Below are 20,505 nucleotides of genomic sequence, written 5' to 3'. Positions count from 1 at the left end.
AATGAAACAAATTACTCTAGCCCACGGTGGTGGTGGCGAAGAAATGAATGCTTTGATAAATGAAATTTTTTCTATTTTTGAAAATGATGTTTTAAAAGAAGCAAATGACGCTGCTATTTTAGATGATTTAGCTTTTAGCACCGATTCTTTTGTACTAAATCCTATCTTTTTAAAAGATATAAATATAGGAAAATTAGCAGTTTGTGGTAGCGTAAATGATGTATTAATGGTGGGAGCAAAACCGCTATATTTATCACTAGCTTTGATTTTAGAAGAGGGTTTTGAGATAGAAAAGTTAAAAATTATACTAAAATCTATAAAAGAAGAATGTGATAAAGCAGGAGTAAAACTAGTTTGTGGGGATACTAAAGTTGTTCCTAAAAATAAAGGCGATGAAATATATATTAATACTTCATGTATAGGTAAAAATATACAAAAAATCAATACCAAAGAATTAAAAAGTGGTTGTAGTATCTTAGTTTCAAGGGATATTGGAGCTCATGGTTGTGCGGTTTTGGTTGAAAGAAATAATTTAGAGGCAAATATCCAAAGTGATTGTAAAAGCTTAAAAGATGAAGTTTTAACACTTTTAAATGCAGATATTTCTATAAAAGCAATGCGTGATGCTACGCGTGGTGGACTTAGTGCGGTTTTAAATGAATGGGCTAAATTAAGTAATTTAGAGCTTTTAATATATGAAGAAAAAATTCCAGTTTATGATGAAGTTTTAGGGGTTTGTGAGCTTTTTGGATATGAGCCTTATGAGCTTGCAAATGAAGGAACTTTTATTATTTGTGTAGATAAAAAAGATGAGCAAAAAGCATTAGAAATTTTAAAACAATTCAATGCTAATGCAGCTATTATAGGTGAAATCACAGCTAATGAAAAAGCAAGAGTGGTTTTAGAAAATGCTTATAGAGCAAAACGCATTTTAGAGGCTCCAAAAGGCGAACTTTTACCAAGAATTTGCTAATGCATGAGTTAAGTATTACAGAATCATTACTAGAGCTTTGCGAAGAATATGCTCAAGGAAAAATTATTGAAGAAGTGCATGTTAAAATAGGGCGCTTAAGTGGGGTTGAGCCTCCACTTTTACAAAGAAGCTTTGAAACTTTTAAAGAAAATAGTCCCTTATGTAAAAATGCTAAATTTATTATGCATATTCAAGAAGTAGTAGTTGAGTGTCAAAAATGCCATTTTAGTGGAGTGCTTGAAAATAATATCTTTTGGTGCCCAAAATGCGAAGATAAAGATTTAAAAATCATAGATGGGGAAGAACTTTATCTTATGCAACTTGTTTTAAAAGAAAACGAGGATTTAGAAAACAATGACAAATAAAGAAATCATTTTAGGTGCAGGTTGTTTTTGGTGTACTCAAGCTGTGTTTGATGAAATTAAAGGTGTAGTTTATACAGAAGTAGGTTATAGCGGTGGTAAGCCAAATCCAAGTTATAAAAGCGTGATAAATGGCGATGGAAATATAGAAGTAGCTAAGATAATTTATGATGAAAAACAAATTTCATTAGAAAAAATCTTAGAAATTTTTCTCAAAATGCATGATCCAACAAGCCTAGATAAACAAGGTGCTGATAAAGGGATGCAATATAGATCAGTTATTTTTTATCAAACTAATGAGGAGTTAAAAATCATTAGTGATTTTTTACAAAAAGTACAAAAATATTACACTAAAGCCATAGTTACACAAATTTTAAAATTAGAAAAATTTTATAAGGCTGAGGATTATCATCAAAAATATTTTAAAAATAATCCCAGCCAAGCTTATTGTAGATTTGTTATTACACCAAAGCTAGAAAAACTAGTAAATCATTCCTAATTTTTCTTTTTAGAAATAGGGCAAACCCCAAGTGGACAAGCTTGTTTTCCACTAAGCACTCTTATAGGACAAACAGCAAAAATACCTGTTAATAAAGGAATTAAACCCAATAATCCCCACCAAGTTGAAAAATAAACTCCTAAAGAAAACGCCACTATGGCTAAAGCTATTCTTAGCACTCTTTCTAATTTACTCATAATTTCTCCTTTTTGTTGATATTATAAATAAATTTTAAAAGTATTTCTGTGATAAAGTTACAAAGAAATTAGTATTATTTTAGATCTTTCAAGTTTGATTTTACCTTCTTTTTCTAATTCTTTTAAAATTCTTGAAACGGCTTCTCTGGCGCTTCCTAAGTGATTAGCTAAAGCTTCATGGGTAATTTTTAAAGTATTGTTGCTAGCATTTTCTTTCAAAAAATCACAAATTCTAGAAGATAAAGGCATAAATAAAGCTTGTTCTAGAACTTTGATTAAGGTATTAAAACGCTTGGTGATTAAACTTAAAACATAATTATTAATTTTTGGATATTTTTCTTTTAAAATTTGAAAAGTTGAAGAGGGGATGATGGCTATACTTGTATTTTGAGTACTTTGTATAAAAACATCATAAGATATGCCATCCATATTACACTCAGAGCAAATAACGCATTCGTCATTTTCTTTAAGGTGAAAAAGTGTTATTTCTTTTGCATTTGGGGTTAAAATAAAAGCTCTAAGCTCACCTTTTAAAATTTTTATAAATCCTAAACATTTATCATTGACCTTAAAGTCTTTTTCGATGTTTATTATTTGTAAGTGCTCTTGTATAAGTTTGAGATCTTGTTTTTCTATTTCAAAACGAGAAAGAAAATTTTTCATGTTTTTAAATTTTAAAAGCCTATAAAAGGCTTTTAAATTTTAGTGGCAACCACAACCACCACATCCACAACTTTGACCAAAGAAGCTTTCTAAAGCTTGCATATTTGGAAGTTCTGTTACTTCATTTACTAATTCTTTATAAGCAACCACACCATCTTTAACTACAAACACTGCTCTAGCTAAAATTCCCTCAAGTGGACCATCAGCCATTAAAACACCATATTTTTCACCAAATTCTTTAGAAACAAAATCACTTGCAACAGTTAAATTATCTATACCTTCAGTTGAGCAAAAACGACCCATAGCAAATGGTAAGTCCATACTAACTACAATTACTTCTACACCGCTTGCTGCTGCTTTTTTATTAAATTCTCTAGCTTCAGTTGCACATACTGGAGTATCAAGGCTTGGTACGCTGATAATAATTTGAGTTTTGCCTTTTGGGGCAATTTCAACACCTGAAAGATCTTTAGCTTTTAAGGTGATATTTGGAGCCATATCGCCAACTTGGATGTTGTTTCCTTTTAGATTTACTTTATTTCCTTTGAATAATACACTATTCATCTTTTCTCCTTGAATGATTTTTATTAATCATAATATAAAAAGATTAATAAAGTCTTATTTTTGTTCTTCTTTGCATATACCTGCTTCGATTAGAAAACACGAGGGTTGATAATTGCTTTTTTTAATCTTGTCATATTTTGCATAGCTTAAGTATAAAGTATCCTTAGCTCTAGTTACAGCTACATAAAAAAGCCTTCTTTCTTCTTCCAAACTTCCACCCATGCTCATGAGTTTTTGATTAGGAAATCTTCCTTGTGCAAGATCAATTACAAATACAAGCTCAAACTCAAGCCCCTTACTAGCATGTATGCTTAAAAGATTAACCCCGCTACCACTACTCATTTCACTAGCACCAAGAGTAAGAAAATTATAATATTTATAATTATCACTGTAATTTTTAGCAAGTTCTTTTAATACAAACATTTTTGCATTGATTTTTTCTAAAATTTCATTTTTTTTATTTAAATCAACATTGGAGTTTTTATTAGTCGCTCTCTTGGTTGCTAAAATATCACAAATTTCTTTAAAATAATCATTTTCTAAGATTAAATTTACAAGCTGAGTTGAAACCTTACACTCGCTTGCTTTTTTAATAAAAAGATAAATTTTTTCAAGATTTTTCGCACAAAGCTCGTTGATTTTAGGAAGGCTTAAAATAGGGTGGGTGTTAAATTCACTTTTTAGATTAAATCTTGAAGGCGAGGCTAGCTCCTCAATATCATCAAAAAGTCCTAGTTGGTAACTTTGTTTTTTGTATTTTTTTAAACTCACACTATTATCAGGATTTAAAAAACCTTTAATCAAACTAGAATGTCCCAGTTTTAATAAAGCGTCAAAAATATCTTTTGCTAAAACCCCACCAACCCCTTTGGTGTATTCAAGTAAATGTATAAAAGCCATGATATCTTTTGGATTAAGCACGATTGCAAGCATAGAGCAAAAGTTTTTAACTTCCAAGCTTTCAAAAAAGCTTCCCCCACCTTTTCTTTTGCTTGCTATACCAAGTTCTCTTAAGGCAACTTCTACTCCATCTGCACTAGAATTGTTTCTAAAAATAACAGCGATTTCATCAAGATTAACCCCACTTTGTAAGATTATTTTTGCTATGGTAGAGTATTGATCAAATAATTCATTAAAAGTTAGCAAACTTGGCGCTTTAAAATCTCCTTCTCTAGTTACAATCAATTCTTTAGGATATAATCTTTCATTGTTTAAGATTACCTTATTAGCTAGCGCAAGTATATTTTTACTAGAACGATAGTTTTTATTTAAAGTAAAAATATTTGCATCGACAAATCTATCTTTAAAACTTCCTATAATAGAAATATCAGCTCCATTAAAAGCATAGATACTTTGATCATAATCCCCCACACAAAATAAACTTTTACTTTTAAAAGCATCAATTAATGAACCTTGTAAAGTATTAGTATCTTGGTACTCATCTACTAAAATCTCATCAAATTCAAAATGATGTGAAGCTAAAACATGTTTTAATTTGATCAATAAATCATTAAAATCCACATAGTTAAAACGTGCTTTTTCTTCTTCGTATTCTTTTAAAATATCTTCATAAATTTCAGCATAAACAGCTTGTTCATCATAATTTTGACAAAACCAATTATAAAATTCATCTAAGTTTGCATTAGTATTTTGAAATAAAGAATACACATCATACAAATAACTTGGCATATAAGGTTTAGTATCACTTAAATGATGAAAAGTACGTTTTTCAAAAATGGAACGCAAAAGAATTTTAAGCTCACTAGCAGGTTTTAAAATAATATCATGATTTAATTCTTTAAGCAAAGAATAAGCAGTGCTATGAAAAGTTCCTGCTGTGATTTTTGAAGTAATGCTTTTATCAAAATACCTGCCAAGTCTTTCTATCATTTCTTTACTAGCTTTGTTTGTAAAGGTTAAAAGCATAATTTTTTCAGGCTTTATACCATTTTGAAGTAAAAAGGCTATTCTTGCAACTATGGTTGAAGTTTTACCTGTGCCTGCACTTGCTATGATTAGATTGTGCCCAAAAGGAGCACTAGCAGCTTTGTATTGTTCTTCATTTAAACGCGATAAGGGCATGAGCTTCCTAGTTTAAAATTATATTTTGTATATCATTAAAATAAAAATGATTGATACCATCTTTATATTCATAATAAAGCGTAAGTTTATGAGAATCTAAAATAGTCTTAACAATATATAATCCAAGTCCAAAACTATCTTTGTTTTTCTTTCCTTGCGTAAAGGCTTGAGTGTAGTATTTTAAGTCTTTATCTAAGGCTTTTCCTTTGTTTTTAAAGCAAAGATAATCTTTAGTTATTTCTATAGTAACGCAATTTTCATCAGAGTATTTTGTTGCATTATCTATCATATTTTTCATCGCAGTAGTAAAAAGTTTAAAATCCACATTGACGCTAAAACTTTCTTTGATACTAATTTTTACCTTTTCATCATCACTCATAGCTATATCTTTAGCTTCATCTAAAAGATCTAAGATATTGTATTTTTTTAAATTAATCAAACCAGCACCTGAAGTAATTTGTTCAATGGCTGCAAATTCATTAATCAAAATTTCCAAACGATTAAAAGCACCCACTAATCTTTCTTTATATTTGCTATCTTCAAGCATTTCTAAAGTAATTAAACCTTTAGTAATAGGTGTTTTTAACTCATGCATAATATTTCTTAAGAAAAATTGCCTTGAAGTGTTTAGTTTTTGAATTCTCAAAATAGACTCATAAAAGGCTGTTGCTACTTGAGAAATTTCATCATTGCCTTTACTGACATTTTGAATTTCATTGAGTTTATTTTCGCCAAATTTATCTATTTGTCTTTTTAAAGCTCTAAGTGGTTTTAATTTTCTAATGATAAAAATATATAAAATCAATAAAACCATTACCACTATACTAGCAATAAGCTTAATCACAAAATAACGATAACCTTGATATTCTAAATCTTTGTACAAATAAAGCTTACCATCAAAAATGATTTTTAAATATACATTATCTTCTAAAGTAATGATTTCAACTACACCTGTGCTAGTTTGAGCGCGTGCTATGGTTTCAGCTTTGTAGATGATTTTTCTTATAGAAGATGGGGTTGTTAGTTCTATCATTTTGTAATTTTTTGTTTGCTCATAAAATTCTTTTTCGCTAATTACATGGTTAAAATACAATAATCTTGCATTAGCTATAAAAGAATATTTCGCATTAAGCTCATTAGTGTAATTTTGCTGATCATATTTTATAAGCCATAAAAATGCCAAAATCACACTAACACTAGCAAGCAAAAAAACAAAGGTTATGGTATAAAAAATTGATGATTTATTCATTGAGTTAATTTATACCCTATACCTCTGATTGAATGAATGTATTTTGGAGTTTTAGGATCATCTCCGATTTTTTGTCTGATTCTGCTAATGATTACATCTATACTTTTATTGCTAGAATCTTCACTAATAGAGCTACAATTATACACAAGTTCTTCACGACTCACCACTCCACCTTCTTTTTTAATTAAATAACTCAAAATATCAAATTCAGCATTGGTAAAGCTAATTTCTTGATCTTTCATAGTGATAGTATGTTTATATTTATCATATACAAGATCTTTTTTAACTTGAGCTTGAGCGGTTTTTGTATTTGAAATTCTTCTTAAATGACTTTTAATCCTTGCTTGAAGCTCTTGAGGATTATATGGTTTTGGTAAATAATCATCTGCACCCAAATCAAGAGCTGTAACCTTATCACTAATATCATGTCTTGCACTTGAAATGATAATAGGTGTATCATATTTTTTACGAATTTCTTCACACACTTCAAGTCCATCAAGTCCAGGCAAGCTTAAATCTAAAATGATTAAATCATAAGGATTTAAAGCAAGTCTTGAAAGACCTATATAAGGTTCATGAGCAATATCTACTTTCATATCAAATTGCTCTAAATATTCAGCTATAATCTCAGCTAATTCTAAATCATCTTCTATCATTAAAATATTTGTCATTTTCTTCCTTTCTTAAAAAAGTAAAGCTCTAACCATACCACCTCTATTAATCCAAATTTTAACATATTCTTTGCCTTTATTTAATTCTAAAGCCTTAGATAATTCTTTAAAATTTGAAACTTCATATTGATCAATACCTATAATAATATCACCTTGCTCAAAGCCTATTTTTTCTGCTTTTGATTTTGGAGTAACTTCAGTGATTAAAATACCACTAATATTTTCAGGTATGCGGTATTGTTGTTTATTTTTAGAATCAAGCTCTACTAATTTTAAACCATCAATATAACCTTTTTCATATTGTAGCGATTTTTCATCTGTTTTTAGCATAAATTTAGCTGTTTTAACTTTATTATCTCTTTCATAAGTTACCTCTATAGCTTGTTTTGGATCAATACTTCCTATATAATTTTTTAAATCCATAGGGCTTTTAATCGCAGTTTTATCTACTTTTATAATCAAATCACCTCTTTTTAATCCCGCATTATAAGCTGCTGAGTCTTTTTGAACTTCTGTTATTAAAGCTCCTTCTTGATTAGTATAAGCTTTTTTAATATCTTGAGTTAAAGCTCCTATAACTACACCTAAATATCCTCTTTCAATTTTTCCATGTTCTATAAGTTTTTGTGCAATAGATTTTGCCATATTAGAAGGGATTGCAAAGCCTATGCCATTATTTCCACCACTTCTTGAAAGTATGGCTGAATTTATCCCGACTAAAGCCCCTCTGCTATCTACTAAAGCCCCACCTGAATTTCCAGGATTAATTGAAGCATCCGTTTGAATGAAATTTTCGTATTGATTTAAACCTATATTGTTTTTATTTAAGGCCGAGATAATCCCACTTGTAACACTACTTCCAACACCAAAAGGATTACCCAAGGCAAATACTACATCACCTTCTAATAATTTATCCGAATCAGCAAAAATCACAGCAGGTAAGTTTTTTGCTTCTATTTTTATCACTGCTAAATCTGTTTTAGGATCAGCCCCGATTAATTTAGCTTTATATTCAGTGCTAGAATCAGGTAAATTTACAGTAATTTTTTCAGCATCTTCTATAACATGATTATTTGTTATAATATAACCATCGCTTGAAATAATTACACCAGATCCAAGCGAACTTACTACTTCTTTTTTATTTTTTTTACTTTTTGGAGCTTGTGGAAAATCAAAACCAAAAAATTGTTTAAAATAAGGATCATTGAAAAAATCATCAATCCCAAAGGAATTACTTTGAACGGTTTTAGAAGTTGAAATATTCACAACTGAATTTTTAACTTTTTGTATAGAATCATGGTAAGAAAGTATAGTATTTTGATTATCAGTTGGTAAAGATCTTTTTACATTATCATCTGCTTGTTTAAAATCAATACTAGCACTAAAAAGACTAGTTGCTAATGCCAAAGAAAGAACCATAGTTTTTTTCATGTATTATCCTTTGTAAAATCAATTTACACAAGTATAAAATTTTATTTTTACGCAATTGTAAATAAAACCTTTAGTTTTAAAACTTATAAAACTTGATTGACTAAGACTAAAGTTTATGGTATAATCTTATAAAAAATAAGGAATAAAAAAATGAGTAATAGTTTATATGAAACACTAGGTGTTTCGCAAAATGCTAGCGCAGATGAAATAAAAAAAGCTTATAGAAAATTAGCAAGACAATACCACCCAGATATCAATAAAGAAGCAGGTGCTGAGGAAAAATTTAAAGAAATTAACGCCGCTTATGAAATTTTAAGTGATGAGAAAAAAAGAGCTCAATATGATAGATATGGTGATTCTATGTTTGGTGGGCAAAGTTTTCATGATTTTTCAAGAAATGCAGGCGGAGCTGATATCAATGATATTTTGAATAATATTTTTGGCGGAGGCTTTGGGAGTTTTGGCAGAGGCTTTAGCTCTAGTAATAATTTTAGAAGTGGTTTTGGGGGTTTTGGGGGTTTTGAAGAGGATTTAGACTTACAAGCAAGTGTTAAAATTCCTTTTGAAAAAGGAATTTTAGGTGGTGAACATACTATAAATATCAATAACGAACAAGTTAAAATCAAAATTCCACATGGTATAAAAGATGGCGAAAAGCTACGCATACGAGGTAAGGGAAAAAGCTTTCAAGGACAAAAAGGAGATTTGATTTTAAAGGTAGAGCTTGAAAAAAGTGATGAATACGAAAGAGAAGATGATGATTTATACAAAAAAGTTGAAATTAGCTTAAAAACAGCACTTTTTGGAGATAAAATCAGCATACATACCCCAAGAAAAGAAGTTAAAATCACCATACCACCAAATTCAAAAAACAATCAAAAAATCAGACTTAAAGGCTATGGGGTGCAAAATAGAAAAACAGATCTTTATGGAGATATGTATTTAATTTTAAATGTAAAAATACCTGATATTAATAGCCTTGATCCTGAATTTGTAAAAATTTTAGAAGAAAAATTACCTTAAAAGGAGTATGCAATGGAGCATAGTTATGATGAACCAGTGTATCTTATAAGTGTTGTTGCAAAGGTTTTAAGCATACACCCACAAACTCTAAGACAATATGAAAAAGAAGGTTTGGTTGAACCAAGTAGAACCGATGGCAAAATGAGACTTTATTCTCAAAAAGATATAGATAGAATCAAAATGATTTTACGCTTAACAAGAGATCTTGGAGTTAATTTAGCTGGTGTTGATGTGATTTTAAAACTAAAAACAAAAATTGATGAGTTTGAAAATACCATTGAAGAATTAAGATTAGAACTTGATAGAAGAGATAATCCTTCAAAATCAAGAGCAGTAGTAAAACACAGAAGCAATTTTGACTTAATTTTTTTAGAAAAAATAAAATAATAAAACATTACAAAAGGTTGGTGAGTGGATGCTTTTATAACTTTATTTTTAACTGCAGTAGCAGTTGCTGTCGTACTTAATGTTATACTTAAAAAATTTGGAATTCCAACCATTATAGGCTATATAGCCACAGGTTTGTTTGTGCGTGAATTTTATGGTTTTAGCACGAATGAAATCATTATCCATGTGGCTGAGTTTGGTATAGTTTTTTTAATGTTTACCATAGGGCTTGAATTTTCATTTAAACACCTTTTAGCAATGAAAAAAGAAGTGTTTTTAAATGGAAGTTTGCAAATGCTAACTTGTGGCTTGGTTTGTACTTTGCTTGTAACTTATATTTTAGGTATAGCAAACCATATAGCAATGATAGCAGGTTTTGCTCTAGCTTTATCTTCTACAGCTATAGTTTTAAAAATACTTAATGATAGTGGCGATATCAATGAAGAATATGGCCGAAAAGCTTTGGGAATTTTGCTTTTTCAAGATATTGCTGTGATACCACTGCTGTTAATGATTGATATATTTAGCTCTCAAAATGCTGATATTTCAAAGCTTTTATTTACAACCTTAGTCAGTGCTGTGATTTTACTTGTTTTGCTTTATTTTATAGGCAAATACCTTTTTACTTATGTTTTAAAATTTATCATTAAGACCAATGCAAATGAAATTTTCATCGCTACTATACTTTTTACCGTAATAGGAGCAAGCTTTTTAGCGCATTCTTTTGGTTTTTCTTACTCGCTTGGAGCATTCATAGCTGGAGCTTTGATAGCTGAAACTAAATATAAACATAAAATAGAAGCAGATTTGGTTCCTTTTAGGGATTTACTTTTAGGGTTTTTCTTTATCAGTGTTGGCTTGCAAATTGATTTTCATATAGTTTTTGAAAATTGGTTTTTGATTTTTGTTTTTGTAAGCTTGGTGTTATTGATAAAATTTGTAGTAATTTATGGTCTTTTAATCCTTTATACGAGAAAAAGAGTAGCTTTAAAAACTGCTTTGAGTATTTCTCAAATTGGAGAATTTGCTCTAGCGGTGTTTTCACTAATGCAAGTAAATTCGCTTATAGATGAAAAAACAGCACAAATTTTTATTATAGTTTCTATCATCACTATGGTTGCAACACCTTTTATTTTAAATAATCTTAGAAAAATAGCCAACGCAGCCGAAGGTGAGCAAAATGATATGGCTAAATTTTATCTATGTGATCAAAAAATGAAAGATCATTTTATCATTTTTGGTTATACAAGATTAGGTCAAGAAGTGGTGCAAAAGATCAAAAAAACAGGTATTCCATATCTAGTTTTAGAAAGTGATTTAAATTTAGTTGAACTTGGGCGTAGCAGAAATGAGAATGTTTTTTTTGCTAGTGTAGCGCAAGTAGAAACACTAAAGGTAGCTAATATAGAAGAATGCTCAGTTGCTATTATAACCATAAGCAATGAAGCTAAACTTGATATGCTCTATCAAGTGCTTTCTAATTTCAATAAACCCATACAAACGGTTTTAAAAACAAGTGGTACAGGTGCTAAGATCATTTTCCCACACACTGATAAACATTTACACATTGTAGATGCTGAAGCTTCAATAGCTAGAAATTTAGTACAAGAAGCATTACAATGTAGAATCAATACAAGTGCAGCAGAATGAAAAATGATGAAAAAGCTTTGAGAGTTAAATATGTAAGAGCTTTAGAAAAATTTACCAACTCTGCTGTGAATGCTTTAAAAAGGGAAGATTTTGATTTAACACTTTTTAGAGAAAGAATGCAAAAAAATGCTAAAATCTTTGAAAAAGTTCAAGCGGTGTTTTTGGATTCTACTTATACTAAGGCTTTAGAGCTTTTTGTAAATGAGTGTTTAGATGAGAGTTTGGATCAAAAAACCTTAACTTCAAAAGCCAATGCCTTATATAAGCTAAAAAATAATCAAAGTTATAAAAAAGACAAACATAAAATTAAATTTAAGGATGAATATTGATAAATGTAATTTTTGATATGGATGGCACGCTTATAGATAGTGCTAATGCTATAGTATGTGCGGTAAATGAAATAAGAGCGGATTTAAATTTAGAACCTTTAAAAAGAGAGTTTATTTTAGATACTATCAATACTCCTGGGCAAAATTATGCTAAGATTTTTTATGGGGTTGATACTTACTCACATACTAGTTTTAAAGAAGGTTATGAGAAATATTTTATTAAGCATTATGATCAAAGTGTGGTGCTTTTTGATGGTGTGCTTGAGGTTTTGGAATTTTGTAAAAAAAACGATTGTTATCTGGCTATAGCTACTAATGCACCTCAAGAAAGCTTGGTGCCTATTTTAAAAAAACAAAATATTCTTTCATATTTTGATAAAATACTAGGTGTTAGTTATGGTATAGAAGCTAAGCCTGATCCTATGATGCTAAGATTAATTGCAGATGAAGCAAAATATGAAAAAAGTATTTTTATAGGCGATAGTTTAAAAGACAGACTTTGTGCTAAAAATGCTAAGATGGATTATATACATATTTCTTGGCAAAAAGAAACTAAAGACTTAGATGAAGTTAACGATAAAATTACTTTAATAGAAAAAATTCAAACTCACATGAAAGGTTAAAAAAATGGATATTTTTGATGAAATGTTTGCAAAAAGCCCTAAAGAAAAATTTATTGAAACAATAAAATATGCAAATTTAGGTGCATTGGAAAATGTTTTAGAAAAATTATTAGCCGATCATATCGCTATGATAGAGCTTTTAGAAAAAAATAATTTAAATGAAAGCGATGTAGCGCAATTTCAAATGGAAAATTCACTCTTAATAGATGAGAGAAAAAATGATTTTTACATAGGCTTAAGTGCTGAAATTTTAGGGCATGAGGGTTGATTTTGCGTTTACTTTTATCTTTATTTTTGATGTTTAACTTTTTAAAGGCTGAAGTATTTTTTGATTATACTTATAAATTTACCCTGAGTAAAGATGAAAAAGCAAGTGTAAAAATAAAAGAAATTGACTATCCTGATGAGATTTATTATTTTGACTTCTCATGGACTTTATTTGATCAAACTAATATCATTGTTCATTCAAAGTATAAAAAATACCCTAGACAATTTGTGATGTCTTTAAGAAGAAATTTAAACTGGGTTGATCAAACCTTAGTGCCTGATTATAAAAATCCTCATATAGATAGAGCAAGATTGATACTTGAATTTAGTGATTTTAAAAAAGGTGAGGCTATTTTTACTGTGTATATAGAAGATAGAGATAAGAAATTAGAAGTAGAATTTTTAGACCCTAGAAAAGCCACTCTTAATCAAAACTAAAGTAAAATTTAATAAAATATAATTATAAGAAAACTAAGGAAAGCATAGTGCAAAAGATCGATCAGTATATGCATGAATTTTTATCTGAATTAAATTATGAGCCTATTTTAACCATGAGTTCAAAACTTCAAGGTGGTAAAAAATTACGCTCAAAACTACTTTTAAAAATAGCTGGGGAAAGTGATATTAGCTATAAAATCTGCGCTATTATAGAGTTAATTCATGCTGCAAGCTTATTGCACGATGATGTGATTGATGAAGCAAAATTAAGAAGAGGTGTAAAGTCTATCAATGCACAATTTGGAGCTAAAAATGCTATCATGCTTGGAGATATTTTATACTCAAAAGCCTTCTATGAACTTTCTTTGATTGATTTAAAATTAGCAAAAATTATCTCTAATGCCGTTGTAATGCTTTCTGTTGGTGAATTAATGGATGTAAATTTAAGCAAAACTTTCAATACTAATAAAAACGCTTATTTACAAATGATATATAATAAAACAGCCATTTTAATCGAAGCTAGTGCAAGGTGTGGGGCAATACTTGCTAATTTAAATGAAGATGATTTTGCAGAATATGGTAAAAATTTAGGTTTAGCTTTTCAAATTGTAGATGATATTTTAGATATCAAAGGTGATGAGCAAACTTTAGGTAAACCTGCTATGAATGATTTTAAAGAAGGTAAAACCACTCTTGCTTATATGTATTTACATGAAAAATTAAATCCACAAGATCAAGAAATACTTAAGTCTTATTACAAGAAAGATTTAAGTGTGAATGAGCTTGCTTGGATTAAAAAGCAAATGCAAGAGCATGAAATTTTTAATCAAGTTGGCCAAGAACTAAACACTTATGCAAATAATGCACTAAAAGCTATAAAAAAATACAATATAAAAGATTTAGAAGATATTATTAAAAGCATGATAGAAAGGGAATTTTAATGCATTATTACTGCATCAGTTTTACACATAAAAATACAGATATTGCTACTAGAGAAAAACTTTCCTTTTCTAATGAAGATAAAAAAAGAGAATTACTAAAGCTAATCCATACTAATAATAAAATTTTAGAAAGCTTAGTGCTTAGTACTTGCAATAGGGTTGAAATTTTTCTTTTTGTTGGGGATGTTGAAAGCATTAATGAGCATATTTTAAAAACACTTAGTTTGCTTTGTGGAGTTGATAGAGAAAATTTAAGCATCAAGGCTGATTTTTATGAAGATAGCGGAGCCATCCATCATTTATTTTCTGTGGCAAGTTCGCTTGATAGCTTGGTTATTGGTGAAACACAAATTGCTGGACAATTAAAAGATGCTTATAAATTTGCTCTGCAAGAGCAAAGATGTGGTGTGCATATAACTAGAGCAGTGCATTATGCTTTTAAATGTGCGGCAAATGTTAGAAATCAAACTGAAATTTCTAAAAATCCTATTTCGGTTGCTTCAGTGGCGGTGGCAAAAGCTAAAGAACTTGTAAATTTAGAAAATAAAACTGCTGTTGTAGTAGGTGCAGGTGAAATGAGCGAACTAGCCTGTAAGCATTTATTAAATGCCAAGGCTAAAGTATTGATATTAAATAGAGATATACAAAATGCCCAAAAGCTTTGCGAGGATTTAGGTGAAAATGCAAGCTATGAAAGTATTGCAAATTTAAAAGAAGCATTAAATCAATATGAGATATTTTTTAGCGCCACAAACGCTCCACATGCTATCATAACCAATGATTTACTAGAAGAAAAAGATTATAAAAGATATTTTTTTGATATAGCAGTGCCTAGGGATATTGATGTAAAAGCAAATGAAAAAAATATAGTTTATGCTGTTGATGATTTAGAAGAAGTTGTAAGAAAAAATTTAACTCTAAGAGAACACCAAGCCCAAATTGCTTATTCCATAGTAGGTACTATGACAAATGAGTTTTTTCAACATCTAAGCAAACTAGCAACCTTGCCTTTAGTTAAGCAATTACGCTTACAAGCTGATGAAATCGCTAAAGAACAATTACAAAAGGCTATAGATAAAGGATATTTAAAGCACTCAAACCATGAAGAAGCAAGAAAGCTTATAAGACAAGTAATGAATGCATTTTTACATCATCCTAGCGTAAATTTAAAAAAACTAAGCGGAACTATGCAAAATGATTCAGTAATTAATGCTATGCGTTATGTGTTTGATTTAAAAAATGAAAATATGGAAGGTTTAAACCTTTATAAATGTGAATTTAATTTGGAGAATAATCATGAAATTTAGTAAATTTTATGCCATAAGCACAAAAGAAAATCCAAAAGATGCTACTTTACCAAGTCATATATTTTTAGTTAAAGGTGCCTTTGTAGAACAAATTGGAAGTGGTTTGTATAATTTTTTACCTTTAGGAAAAAGAGTTTTAGATAAGATTAAAAATATCATCAAAGAAGAAATGGATAAAGCAGGGGCTTTAGAAGTAAATTTAAGTTTTAATACCCCAGCTGAACTTTGGAAAGAAAGTGGGAGATTTAATGTTTTTGGTAAAGAGCTTTTACGCTTTAAAGATAGAAAAGAAAATGATTTTGTTTTAGGGCCAACCCATGAAGAAGCTATGGTAGCTTTAGTAAGAAATAAAGTAAATTCTTACAAACAACTTCCTTTACATTTGTACCAAATAGGACTTAAATTTAGAGATGAAGCTAGACCTAGATTTGGACTTTTAAGATGCAGGGAATTTTTAATGAAAGATGGCTATAGCTTTCATACTAGCGAAGCTGATTTAGACAAAGAATTTAATCTTATGCATGAAACTTATAGTAAAATTCTTACAAGATTAGGACTTGAATTTAGAGCTGTTGAAGCTGATAGCGGGGCTATTGGTGGCAGTGGTTCAAAAGAATTTATGGTTTTGGCTAAAAATGGCGAGGATGATATATTATTATGTGAGCATTGTGATTATGCTGCAAATATTGAAGCAGCAAAAAGAGCTAAAAAAAGTTGTGAAGATGAAAGGCCAGAAGCTGACTTTGCTACACAATTTCACACTCCAAATGTAAAAACTATAGAAGAATTAGCGGAATTTTTTAAAATTAACCCTTACTATACTATTAAAGCTATTGCTAAAAAAGCTATTTATGAAAATGAAGAAAAAATTGTAGTATTTTTTATACGCGGTGATGATGAATTACAAGAAGTTAAAGCACTAAATGCAGCAAATGCACTAGAATTAGTTGATGCAAGTGAAGAAGAATTAGAAAAAGCAGGTTTAGTGCCAGGATTTATCGGCTTTGTAGGATTAAATGGCGTTGATTTTTATATTGATCATGAGCTTGAAAATGAAACAAATATGATTATTGGTGCAAATAAAAAAGATTATCATTTAGTCGGAATCAATGTTGTAAATTTAAATAAAGAACGCTTTAAAGATCTTGTAGCAGTTAAAGAACATGATCTTTGTCCAAAATGTCAGCACAAGCTTAAGCAAAGCAAGGGTATTGAAGTAGGCCATATTTTTAAACTTGGAAATAAATACTCAAAAGCAATGAATGCAAGCTATTTAGATGAAAATGGTAAAGCTCAATTTTTCACTATGGGTTGTTATGGTATGGGAGTGAGCCGTTTAGTAGCTGTTGCTACAGAAGCAAGCCATGATGAAAAAGGTTGTATTTGGAATAAAACTTTAGCTCCTTTTGTTTTAGATATTATCGTTTCTAATATAAAAGACACAAAAGCTATGGAATTTGCTGAACAAATTTACACACATTTTAGTGATAAAGAGATTTTATTTGATGATAGAAATGAGCGTTTTGGTGTAAAGATTAATGATTTTGAATTAATGGGCTTTCCTTATGCTTTAGTTGTAGGCAAGGGCTTAGAAAATGATGAAGTAGAGTTGATCCATAGAAATACCTTAGAAAAACAAGTTTTGAAAACCCAAGAAGTAATTTCACACTTAGAGAAAATTCTATGATGGTAAAAACAAATTTAAGTGCATTTTTGATTTTAGAATTAATTGCTAGTATTTTATTTATAGCCTTTTTTGGTTTTTTAAATTTTTTTATGATAGTTTTTGCAAGTATGTTTTTAGGAGCAATGTTTTTAGCAAAGACTTGGACAAATCTCATCACTATGCAAAATACCAATACAAATTTATTTGGTATGATTAAATTATTTTCTTTAACTATAGTAGGAATTTTGCTTTTAATACCAGGAATTTTAAGTACATTTTTAGGAATTTTACTCTTATTTTTCATGATGATATTAAAATTATTTACAAAACAAAAAAGAAAATATCATCAAACGAACAACGAAGAAGAAATCATAGATGTAGAAATCATACAGGAGCATAAAAAATGCAATTAATCATCGCAACAAGAAAAAGCCAACTTGCATTATGGCAAAGTGAGTATGTAAAAAATAAATTATCTCAAACACATCCTGAATTAGAAATTTCTTTAGAGGGTTTTAAAACTAAAGGCGATGTTTTACTTGATTCACCTTTGGCTAAAATAGGTGGAAAAGGACTTTTCACAAAAGAACTTGAAGAAAGTATGCTTAGGGGTGATTCGCATTTAGCTGTACATAGCTTAAAAGATGTGCCTAGTTTTTTCCCAAAAGGTTTAGTTTTGGCTGCTATTTCCAAAAGAGAAGTGGTAAATGATGCTTTTTTAAGCGAGTATTATGAGAGCTTAAATGCCCTCCCAAAAGGTGCAAAAGTAGGCACTACAAGCCTTAGAAGAAGAATGCAACTTTTAGCGTTAAGGCCTGATTTAAACATCATTTCTCTAAGAGGTAATATCAACTCGCGCTTAGAAAAACTTAAAGCTAAAGAATTTGACGCTATTATTTTGGCTTTAGCTGGTATTAAACGCTTAGGTTTAGATAAAGAAATAAAATACATTAGAGCTTTTGAGCTTGATGAGATGATACCCGCAGCTTCCCAAGGAGCTTTAGGTATAGAAAGCATTGATGATAAACAAATTTTAAAATACCTTGAATGCTTAAATGATGAAAATGCCTTTATAGAAACCCATATAGAAAGAGATTTTATAAAAACTCTAGAAGGTGGCTGCCAAGTACCTATAGGTATTAATGCAAAAATCATTGATGAAAAAATAGAAATTCGCGCCATAGTAGGCTTACCTGATGCAAGTAAAATTCTCAAAGAAAAAAGAATGATTGATAAGCAAGATTACGCAAAAGTGGGCGAGCTTTTAGCTAAAGAAATGATAGCAAAAGGTGCAAAAGAAATTTTAAAAGAAGCAGAGAGTATGATATAAATGCAAAAATTCATAGAGCTTTTAGAAAAAAATAATTTATTAAAAACCATTCATGAGCCCATTGATGTTGATCTTGAAATGGCACATTTAGCTTATATAGAAGTTAAAAAAGAAGATTCAAAAGCCTTACTTTTTACTAATGCAGTCAAAAATGGTAAAAAATACGATTATCCTGTTCTTTTAAATACTTTTTGTAATGAAAAAGCTTTAAAATTAGCATTTGAAAAAGACTATGAAGATATAGCTAAAGAAATTAGTTCTTTACTTAAAATGCATATACCACAAAGCTTTGGTGCAAAATTAAATTTTTTCAAAACCTTACTTGATTTAAAAAATATCCCACCAAAACGCATTAAAAAAGATGGAGAATTTAACTACAAAAGTTTAAATTCATTATATGATATGCCTATTTTAAAAACTTGGGAAAAAGACGCTGCGCCTTTTATCACCATGGGACAAGTTTATACTCAAAGTATAGATGGAAAGCAAAATAATCTTGGAATGTATCGTTTGCAAGTAGTTGATGAAAAAACCTTGCTTATGCATTGGCAAATTCACAAAGATGCGAGCCATTTTTTCCATGAGTATAAAAAAGCAAATCAAAAAATGCCAGTAAGCATAGCCATAGGTGGAGATCCTTTATATATTTGGTGTGCTCAAGCGCCTTTGCCAAAAGGAATTTTTGAACTTTTACTTTATGGCTTTATCAAGAAAAAACCTGCCATTTTGGCAAAATGCAAAAGTAATCATCTTTATGTACCTTATGATAGTGACTTTGTAATTGAGGGCTTTGTAGATCCAAATGAATTCGCACCTGAGGGACCTTTTGGAGACCATACAGGTTTTTATACCCCTGTTGAACTTTGTCCTATTTTAAAAGTAGAAAAAATCTTTGCTAAAAAAAATGCGATTTATCAAGCTACTGTTGTAGGAAAACCACCCTTAGAAGATAAATACATGGGACTTGGAACAGAAAGAGTTTTTTTACCTTTACTTCAGACAAATGCTCCTGATTTGATAGATTATAACATGCCTGAAAATGGGGTTTTTCATAATCTAATCTTGGCTAAAATAGAAGCAAAATACCCAGCTCATGCAAAACAAGTCATGCATACTTTTTGGGGAGTAGGACAAATGAGTTTTGTAAAACATGCTATTTTTATTGATGAAAATGCGCCTTGTTTGAAAGATTATGACAAACTCATACCTTATATACTCAATCGCTTTGATGAAGAAAAATTACTTATTAGCGAAGGAATTTGTGATCAACTCGACCATGCTTCAAGCACTTATTGTTATGGTGGCAAAGCAGGGCTTGATGCATGTGGTGATGAGAAAAAAGTTGAACTTGAAATTCTAAGCGATGAGGCTTTACTTTCACTTTTTAAAGAAAAAGATCAAAGTATTTTAAAATTAAAGCAATTTTACACTCAAACCTTTGCTCCAGTTTGCGTGATTTTGATAGATAAAAAAGAAAAAATAACTCAAGTTTTTGAAAAATTACAAACTTATAAAAAACATTTTAGAATTTTAGTTTTTTTAGATACAGATGCTATTTTAGAAAATCCTTATATGCTAATTTGGCGTGTGGTAAATAATATAGATGCAAAAAGAGATATATTTATCAAAAAAGATTGCGTTGCGATTGATGCAACAAATAAAGGATCATTAGAAGATTATCATAAAGAATGGCCTTTAATGACAAATTGCTCTAAAGAAGTCATAGATAGACTTATTACAAGAAATTTACTTCCAAATGATGAAAAATTATTCAAAAAGTTTGAAATTTTTTAATTTTAAGCTTTTTGAGAACACTTTTTGCTTATTAATAATATAGAGATTTTTAATCTAAA

At 29.6% G+C, this 20,505-nt stretch carries 23 protein-coding genes; 16 read left to right on the top strand and 7 right to left on the bottom strand.

All coding sequences use genetic code 11. The features are described 5' to 3' along the window. Position 1: 1 nt before the first annotated feature. Genes hypE through msrA form a run of 3 tightly spaced genes read left to right on the top strand, consistent with a single transcriptional unit; the run spans position 2 to position 1,834 of the window. Positions 2 to 973: a hydrogenase expression/formation protein HypE gene (gene hypE, locus L8V77_RS00480; protein WP_263706183.1), complete on the top strand. Its 972-nt coding sequence runs from the start codon at positions 2 to 4 to the stop codon at positions 971 to 973. Beyond that, positions 973 to 1,338: a hydrogenase maturation nickel metallochaperone HypA gene (locus tag L8V77_RS00475; RefSeq protein WP_039641489.1), complete on the top strand. Its 366-nt coding sequence runs from the start codon at positions 973 to 975 to the stop codon at positions 1,336 to 1,338. The genes hypE and L8V77_RS00475 overlap by 1 nt, the downstream gene beginning before the upstream one ends. Beyond that, positions 1,328 to 1,834 carry a peptide-methionine (S)-S-oxide reductase MsrA gene (gene msrA / locus L8V77_RS00470; RefSeq protein ID WP_263706181.1) on the top strand — a complete coding sequence of 169 codons (507 nt, stop codon included), beginning with the start codon at positions 1,328 to 1,330 and terminating at the stop codon, positions 1,832 to 1,834. Before L8V77_RS00475 ends, msrA begins: the two co-directional genes overlap by 11 nt. Here msrA and L8V77_RS00465 read toward each other — a convergent pair. The 7 genes from L8V77_RS00465 to L8V77_RS00435 are packed head-to-tail and all read right to left on the bottom strand — an operon-like array spanning position 1,831 to position 8,691. Next, positions 1,831 to 2,031 (bottom strand): DUF2892 domain-containing protein, encoded by a 201-nt coding sequence (locus L8V77_RS00465; RefSeq protein WP_012661495.1) that lies wholly within the window; start codon positions 2,029 to 2,031, stop codon positions 1,831 to 1,833. The two genes, msrA and L8V77_RS00465, sit on opposite strands and share 4 nt — an antisense overlap. Positions 2,032 to 2,088: 57 nt before the next feature. After that, a complete protein-coding gene (locus L8V77_RS00460) occupies positions 2,089 to 2,694 on the bottom strand; it encodes a Crp/Fnr family transcriptional regulator (protein ID WP_263706180.1) in 606 nt (201 codons plus the stop codon). Between the two features lie 39 nt (positions 2,695 to 2,733). Next, entirely contained in the window at positions 2,734 to 3,258 is a 525-nt protein-coding gene (tpx, locus tag L8V77_RS00455; protein WP_012661493.1) for a thiol peroxidase, read from the bottom strand. A gap of 54 nt (positions 3,259 to 3,312) precedes the next feature. Then, the gene (locus L8V77_RS00450; RefSeq protein WP_263706179.1) at positions 3,313 to 5,340 is read right to left on the bottom strand and encodes an ATP-dependent helicase; all 2,028 of its coding nucleotides are present in this window, start codon (positions 5,338 to 5,340) and stop codon (positions 3,313 to 3,315) included. 7 nt (positions 5,341 to 5,347) lie between these two features. Next, the gene (locus L8V77_RS00445) at positions 5,348 to 6,589 is read right to left on the bottom strand and encodes an ArsS family sensor histidine kinase (RefSeq protein ID WP_087700579.1); all 1,242 of its coding nucleotides are present in this window, start codon (positions 6,587 to 6,589) and stop codon (positions 5,348 to 5,350) included. Beyond that, positions 6,586 to 7,260, bottom strand: a complete 675-nt coding sequence (locus tag L8V77_RS00440; RefSeq protein ID WP_120759067.1) for a response regulator transcription factor — start codon at positions 7,258 to 7,260, stop codon at positions 6,586 to 6,588. The genes L8V77_RS00445 and L8V77_RS00440 overlap by 4 nt, the downstream gene beginning before the upstream one ends. Before the next feature lie 12 nt (positions 7,261 to 7,272). Next, positions 7,273 to 8,691, bottom strand: a complete 1,419-nt coding sequence (locus tag L8V77_RS00435; protein WP_263706176.1) for a DegQ family serine endoprotease — start codon at positions 8,689 to 8,691, stop codon at positions 7,273 to 7,275. A gap of 150 nt (positions 8,692 to 8,841) precedes the next feature. Between L8V77_RS00435 and L8V77_RS00430 the strand changes: the two genes are divergently transcribed. The 13 genes from L8V77_RS00430 to L8V77_RS00370 are packed head-to-tail and all read left to right on the top strand — an operon-like array spanning position 8,842 to position 20,446. Next, positions 8,842 to 9,714 (top strand): J domain-containing protein, encoded by an 873-nt coding sequence (locus tag L8V77_RS00430; RefSeq protein ID WP_263702619.1) that lies wholly within the window; start codon positions 8,842 to 8,844, stop codon positions 9,712 to 9,714. A gap of 12 nt (positions 9,715 to 9,726) precedes the next feature. Next, positions 9,727 to 10,101: a heat shock protein transcriptional repressor HspR gene (locus L8V77_RS00425; RefSeq protein ID WP_039668403.1), complete on the top strand. Its 375-nt coding sequence runs from the start codon at positions 9,727 to 9,729 to the stop codon at positions 10,099 to 10,101. 24 nt (positions 10,102 to 10,125) lie between these two features. Further along, positions 10,126 to 11,751, top strand: coding sequence for a cation:proton antiporter (locus L8V77_RS00420; protein ID WP_263663303.1), 1,626 nt, complete (start codon positions 10,126 to 10,128; stop codon positions 11,749 to 11,751). Continuing rightward, positions 11,748 to 12,080 carry a hypothetical protein gene (locus tag L8V77_RS00415; protein ID WP_263682261.1) on the top strand — a complete coding sequence of 111 codons (333 nt, stop codon included), beginning with the start codon at positions 11,748 to 11,750 and terminating at the stop codon, positions 12,078 to 12,080. The genes L8V77_RS00420 and L8V77_RS00415 overlap by 4 nt, the downstream gene beginning before the upstream one ends. Further along, positions 12,077 to 12,703 carry an HAD family hydrolase gene (locus L8V77_RS00410; RefSeq protein WP_263706173.1) on the top strand — a complete coding sequence of 209 codons (627 nt, stop codon included), beginning with the start codon at positions 12,077 to 12,079 and terminating at the stop codon, positions 12,701 to 12,703. The genes L8V77_RS00415 and L8V77_RS00410 overlap by 4 nt, the downstream gene beginning before the upstream one ends. 4 nt (positions 12,704 to 12,707) lie before the next feature. Further along, positions 12,708 to 12,971 (top strand): DUF2018 family protein, encoded by a 264-nt coding sequence (locus L8V77_RS00405; RefSeq protein WP_039618310.1) that lies wholly within the window; start codon positions 12,708 to 12,710, stop codon positions 12,969 to 12,971. A gap of 29 nt (positions 12,972 to 13,000) precedes the next feature. Continuing rightward, complete coding sequence (locus L8V77_RS00400; protein ID WP_263679458.1) at positions 13,001 to 13,408, top strand: exporting protein; 408 nt, start codon at positions 13,001 to 13,003, stop codon at positions 13,406 to 13,408. A 47-nt stretch (positions 13,409 to 13,455) separates the two neighbouring features. Further along, positions 13,456 to 14,349 carry a polyprenyl synthetase family protein gene (locus L8V77_RS00395; RefSeq protein WP_263706172.1) on the top strand — a complete coding sequence of 298 codons (894 nt, stop codon included), beginning with the start codon at positions 13,456 to 13,458 and terminating at the stop codon, positions 14,347 to 14,349. After that, entirely contained in the window at positions 14,349 to 15,656 is a 1,308-nt protein-coding gene (gene hemA / locus L8V77_RS00390; RefSeq protein WP_263706170.1) for a glutamyl-tRNA reductase, read from the top strand. Before L8V77_RS00395 ends, hemA begins: the two co-directional genes overlap by 1 nt. Next, a complete protein-coding gene (locus tag L8V77_RS00385) occupies positions 15,643 to 17,343 on the top strand; it encodes a proline--tRNA ligase (RefSeq protein WP_263706390.1) in 1,701 nt (566 codons plus the stop codon). The genes hemA and L8V77_RS00385 overlap by 14 nt, the downstream gene beginning before the upstream one ends. After that, positions 17,340 to 17,735: an FxsA family protein gene (locus L8V77_RS00380; RefSeq protein ID WP_263706168.1), complete on the top strand. Its 396-nt coding sequence runs from the start codon at positions 17,340 to 17,342 to the stop codon at positions 17,733 to 17,735. The genes L8V77_RS00385 and L8V77_RS00380 overlap by 4 nt, the downstream gene beginning before the upstream one ends. After that, positions 17,726 to 18,652, top strand: a complete 927-nt coding sequence (gene hemC / locus L8V77_RS00375; RefSeq protein WP_263706167.1) for a hydroxymethylbilane synthase — start codon at positions 17,726 to 17,728, stop codon at positions 18,650 to 18,652. Before L8V77_RS00380 ends, hemC begins: the two co-directional genes overlap by 10 nt. Further along, the gene (locus L8V77_RS00370) at positions 18,653 to 20,446 is read left to right on the top strand and encodes a menaquinone biosynthesis decarboxylase (RefSeq protein ID WP_263706166.1); all 1,794 of its coding nucleotides are present in this window, start codon (positions 18,653 to 18,655) and stop codon (positions 20,444 to 20,446) included. It begins immediately after the preceding gene. Positions 20,447 to 20,505: the final 59 nt, after the last annotated feature.

This window comes from Campylobacter sp. IFREMER_LSEM_CL2127 (genome assembly GCF_025771745.1).
Taxonomy (GTDB): domain Bacteria; phylum Campylobacterota; class Campylobacteria; order Campylobacterales; family Campylobacteraceae; genus Campylobacter_D.
Note: the sequence above shows the minus strand (reverse complement) of the source record. Positions and strands in the feature narration are given on the sequence as shown.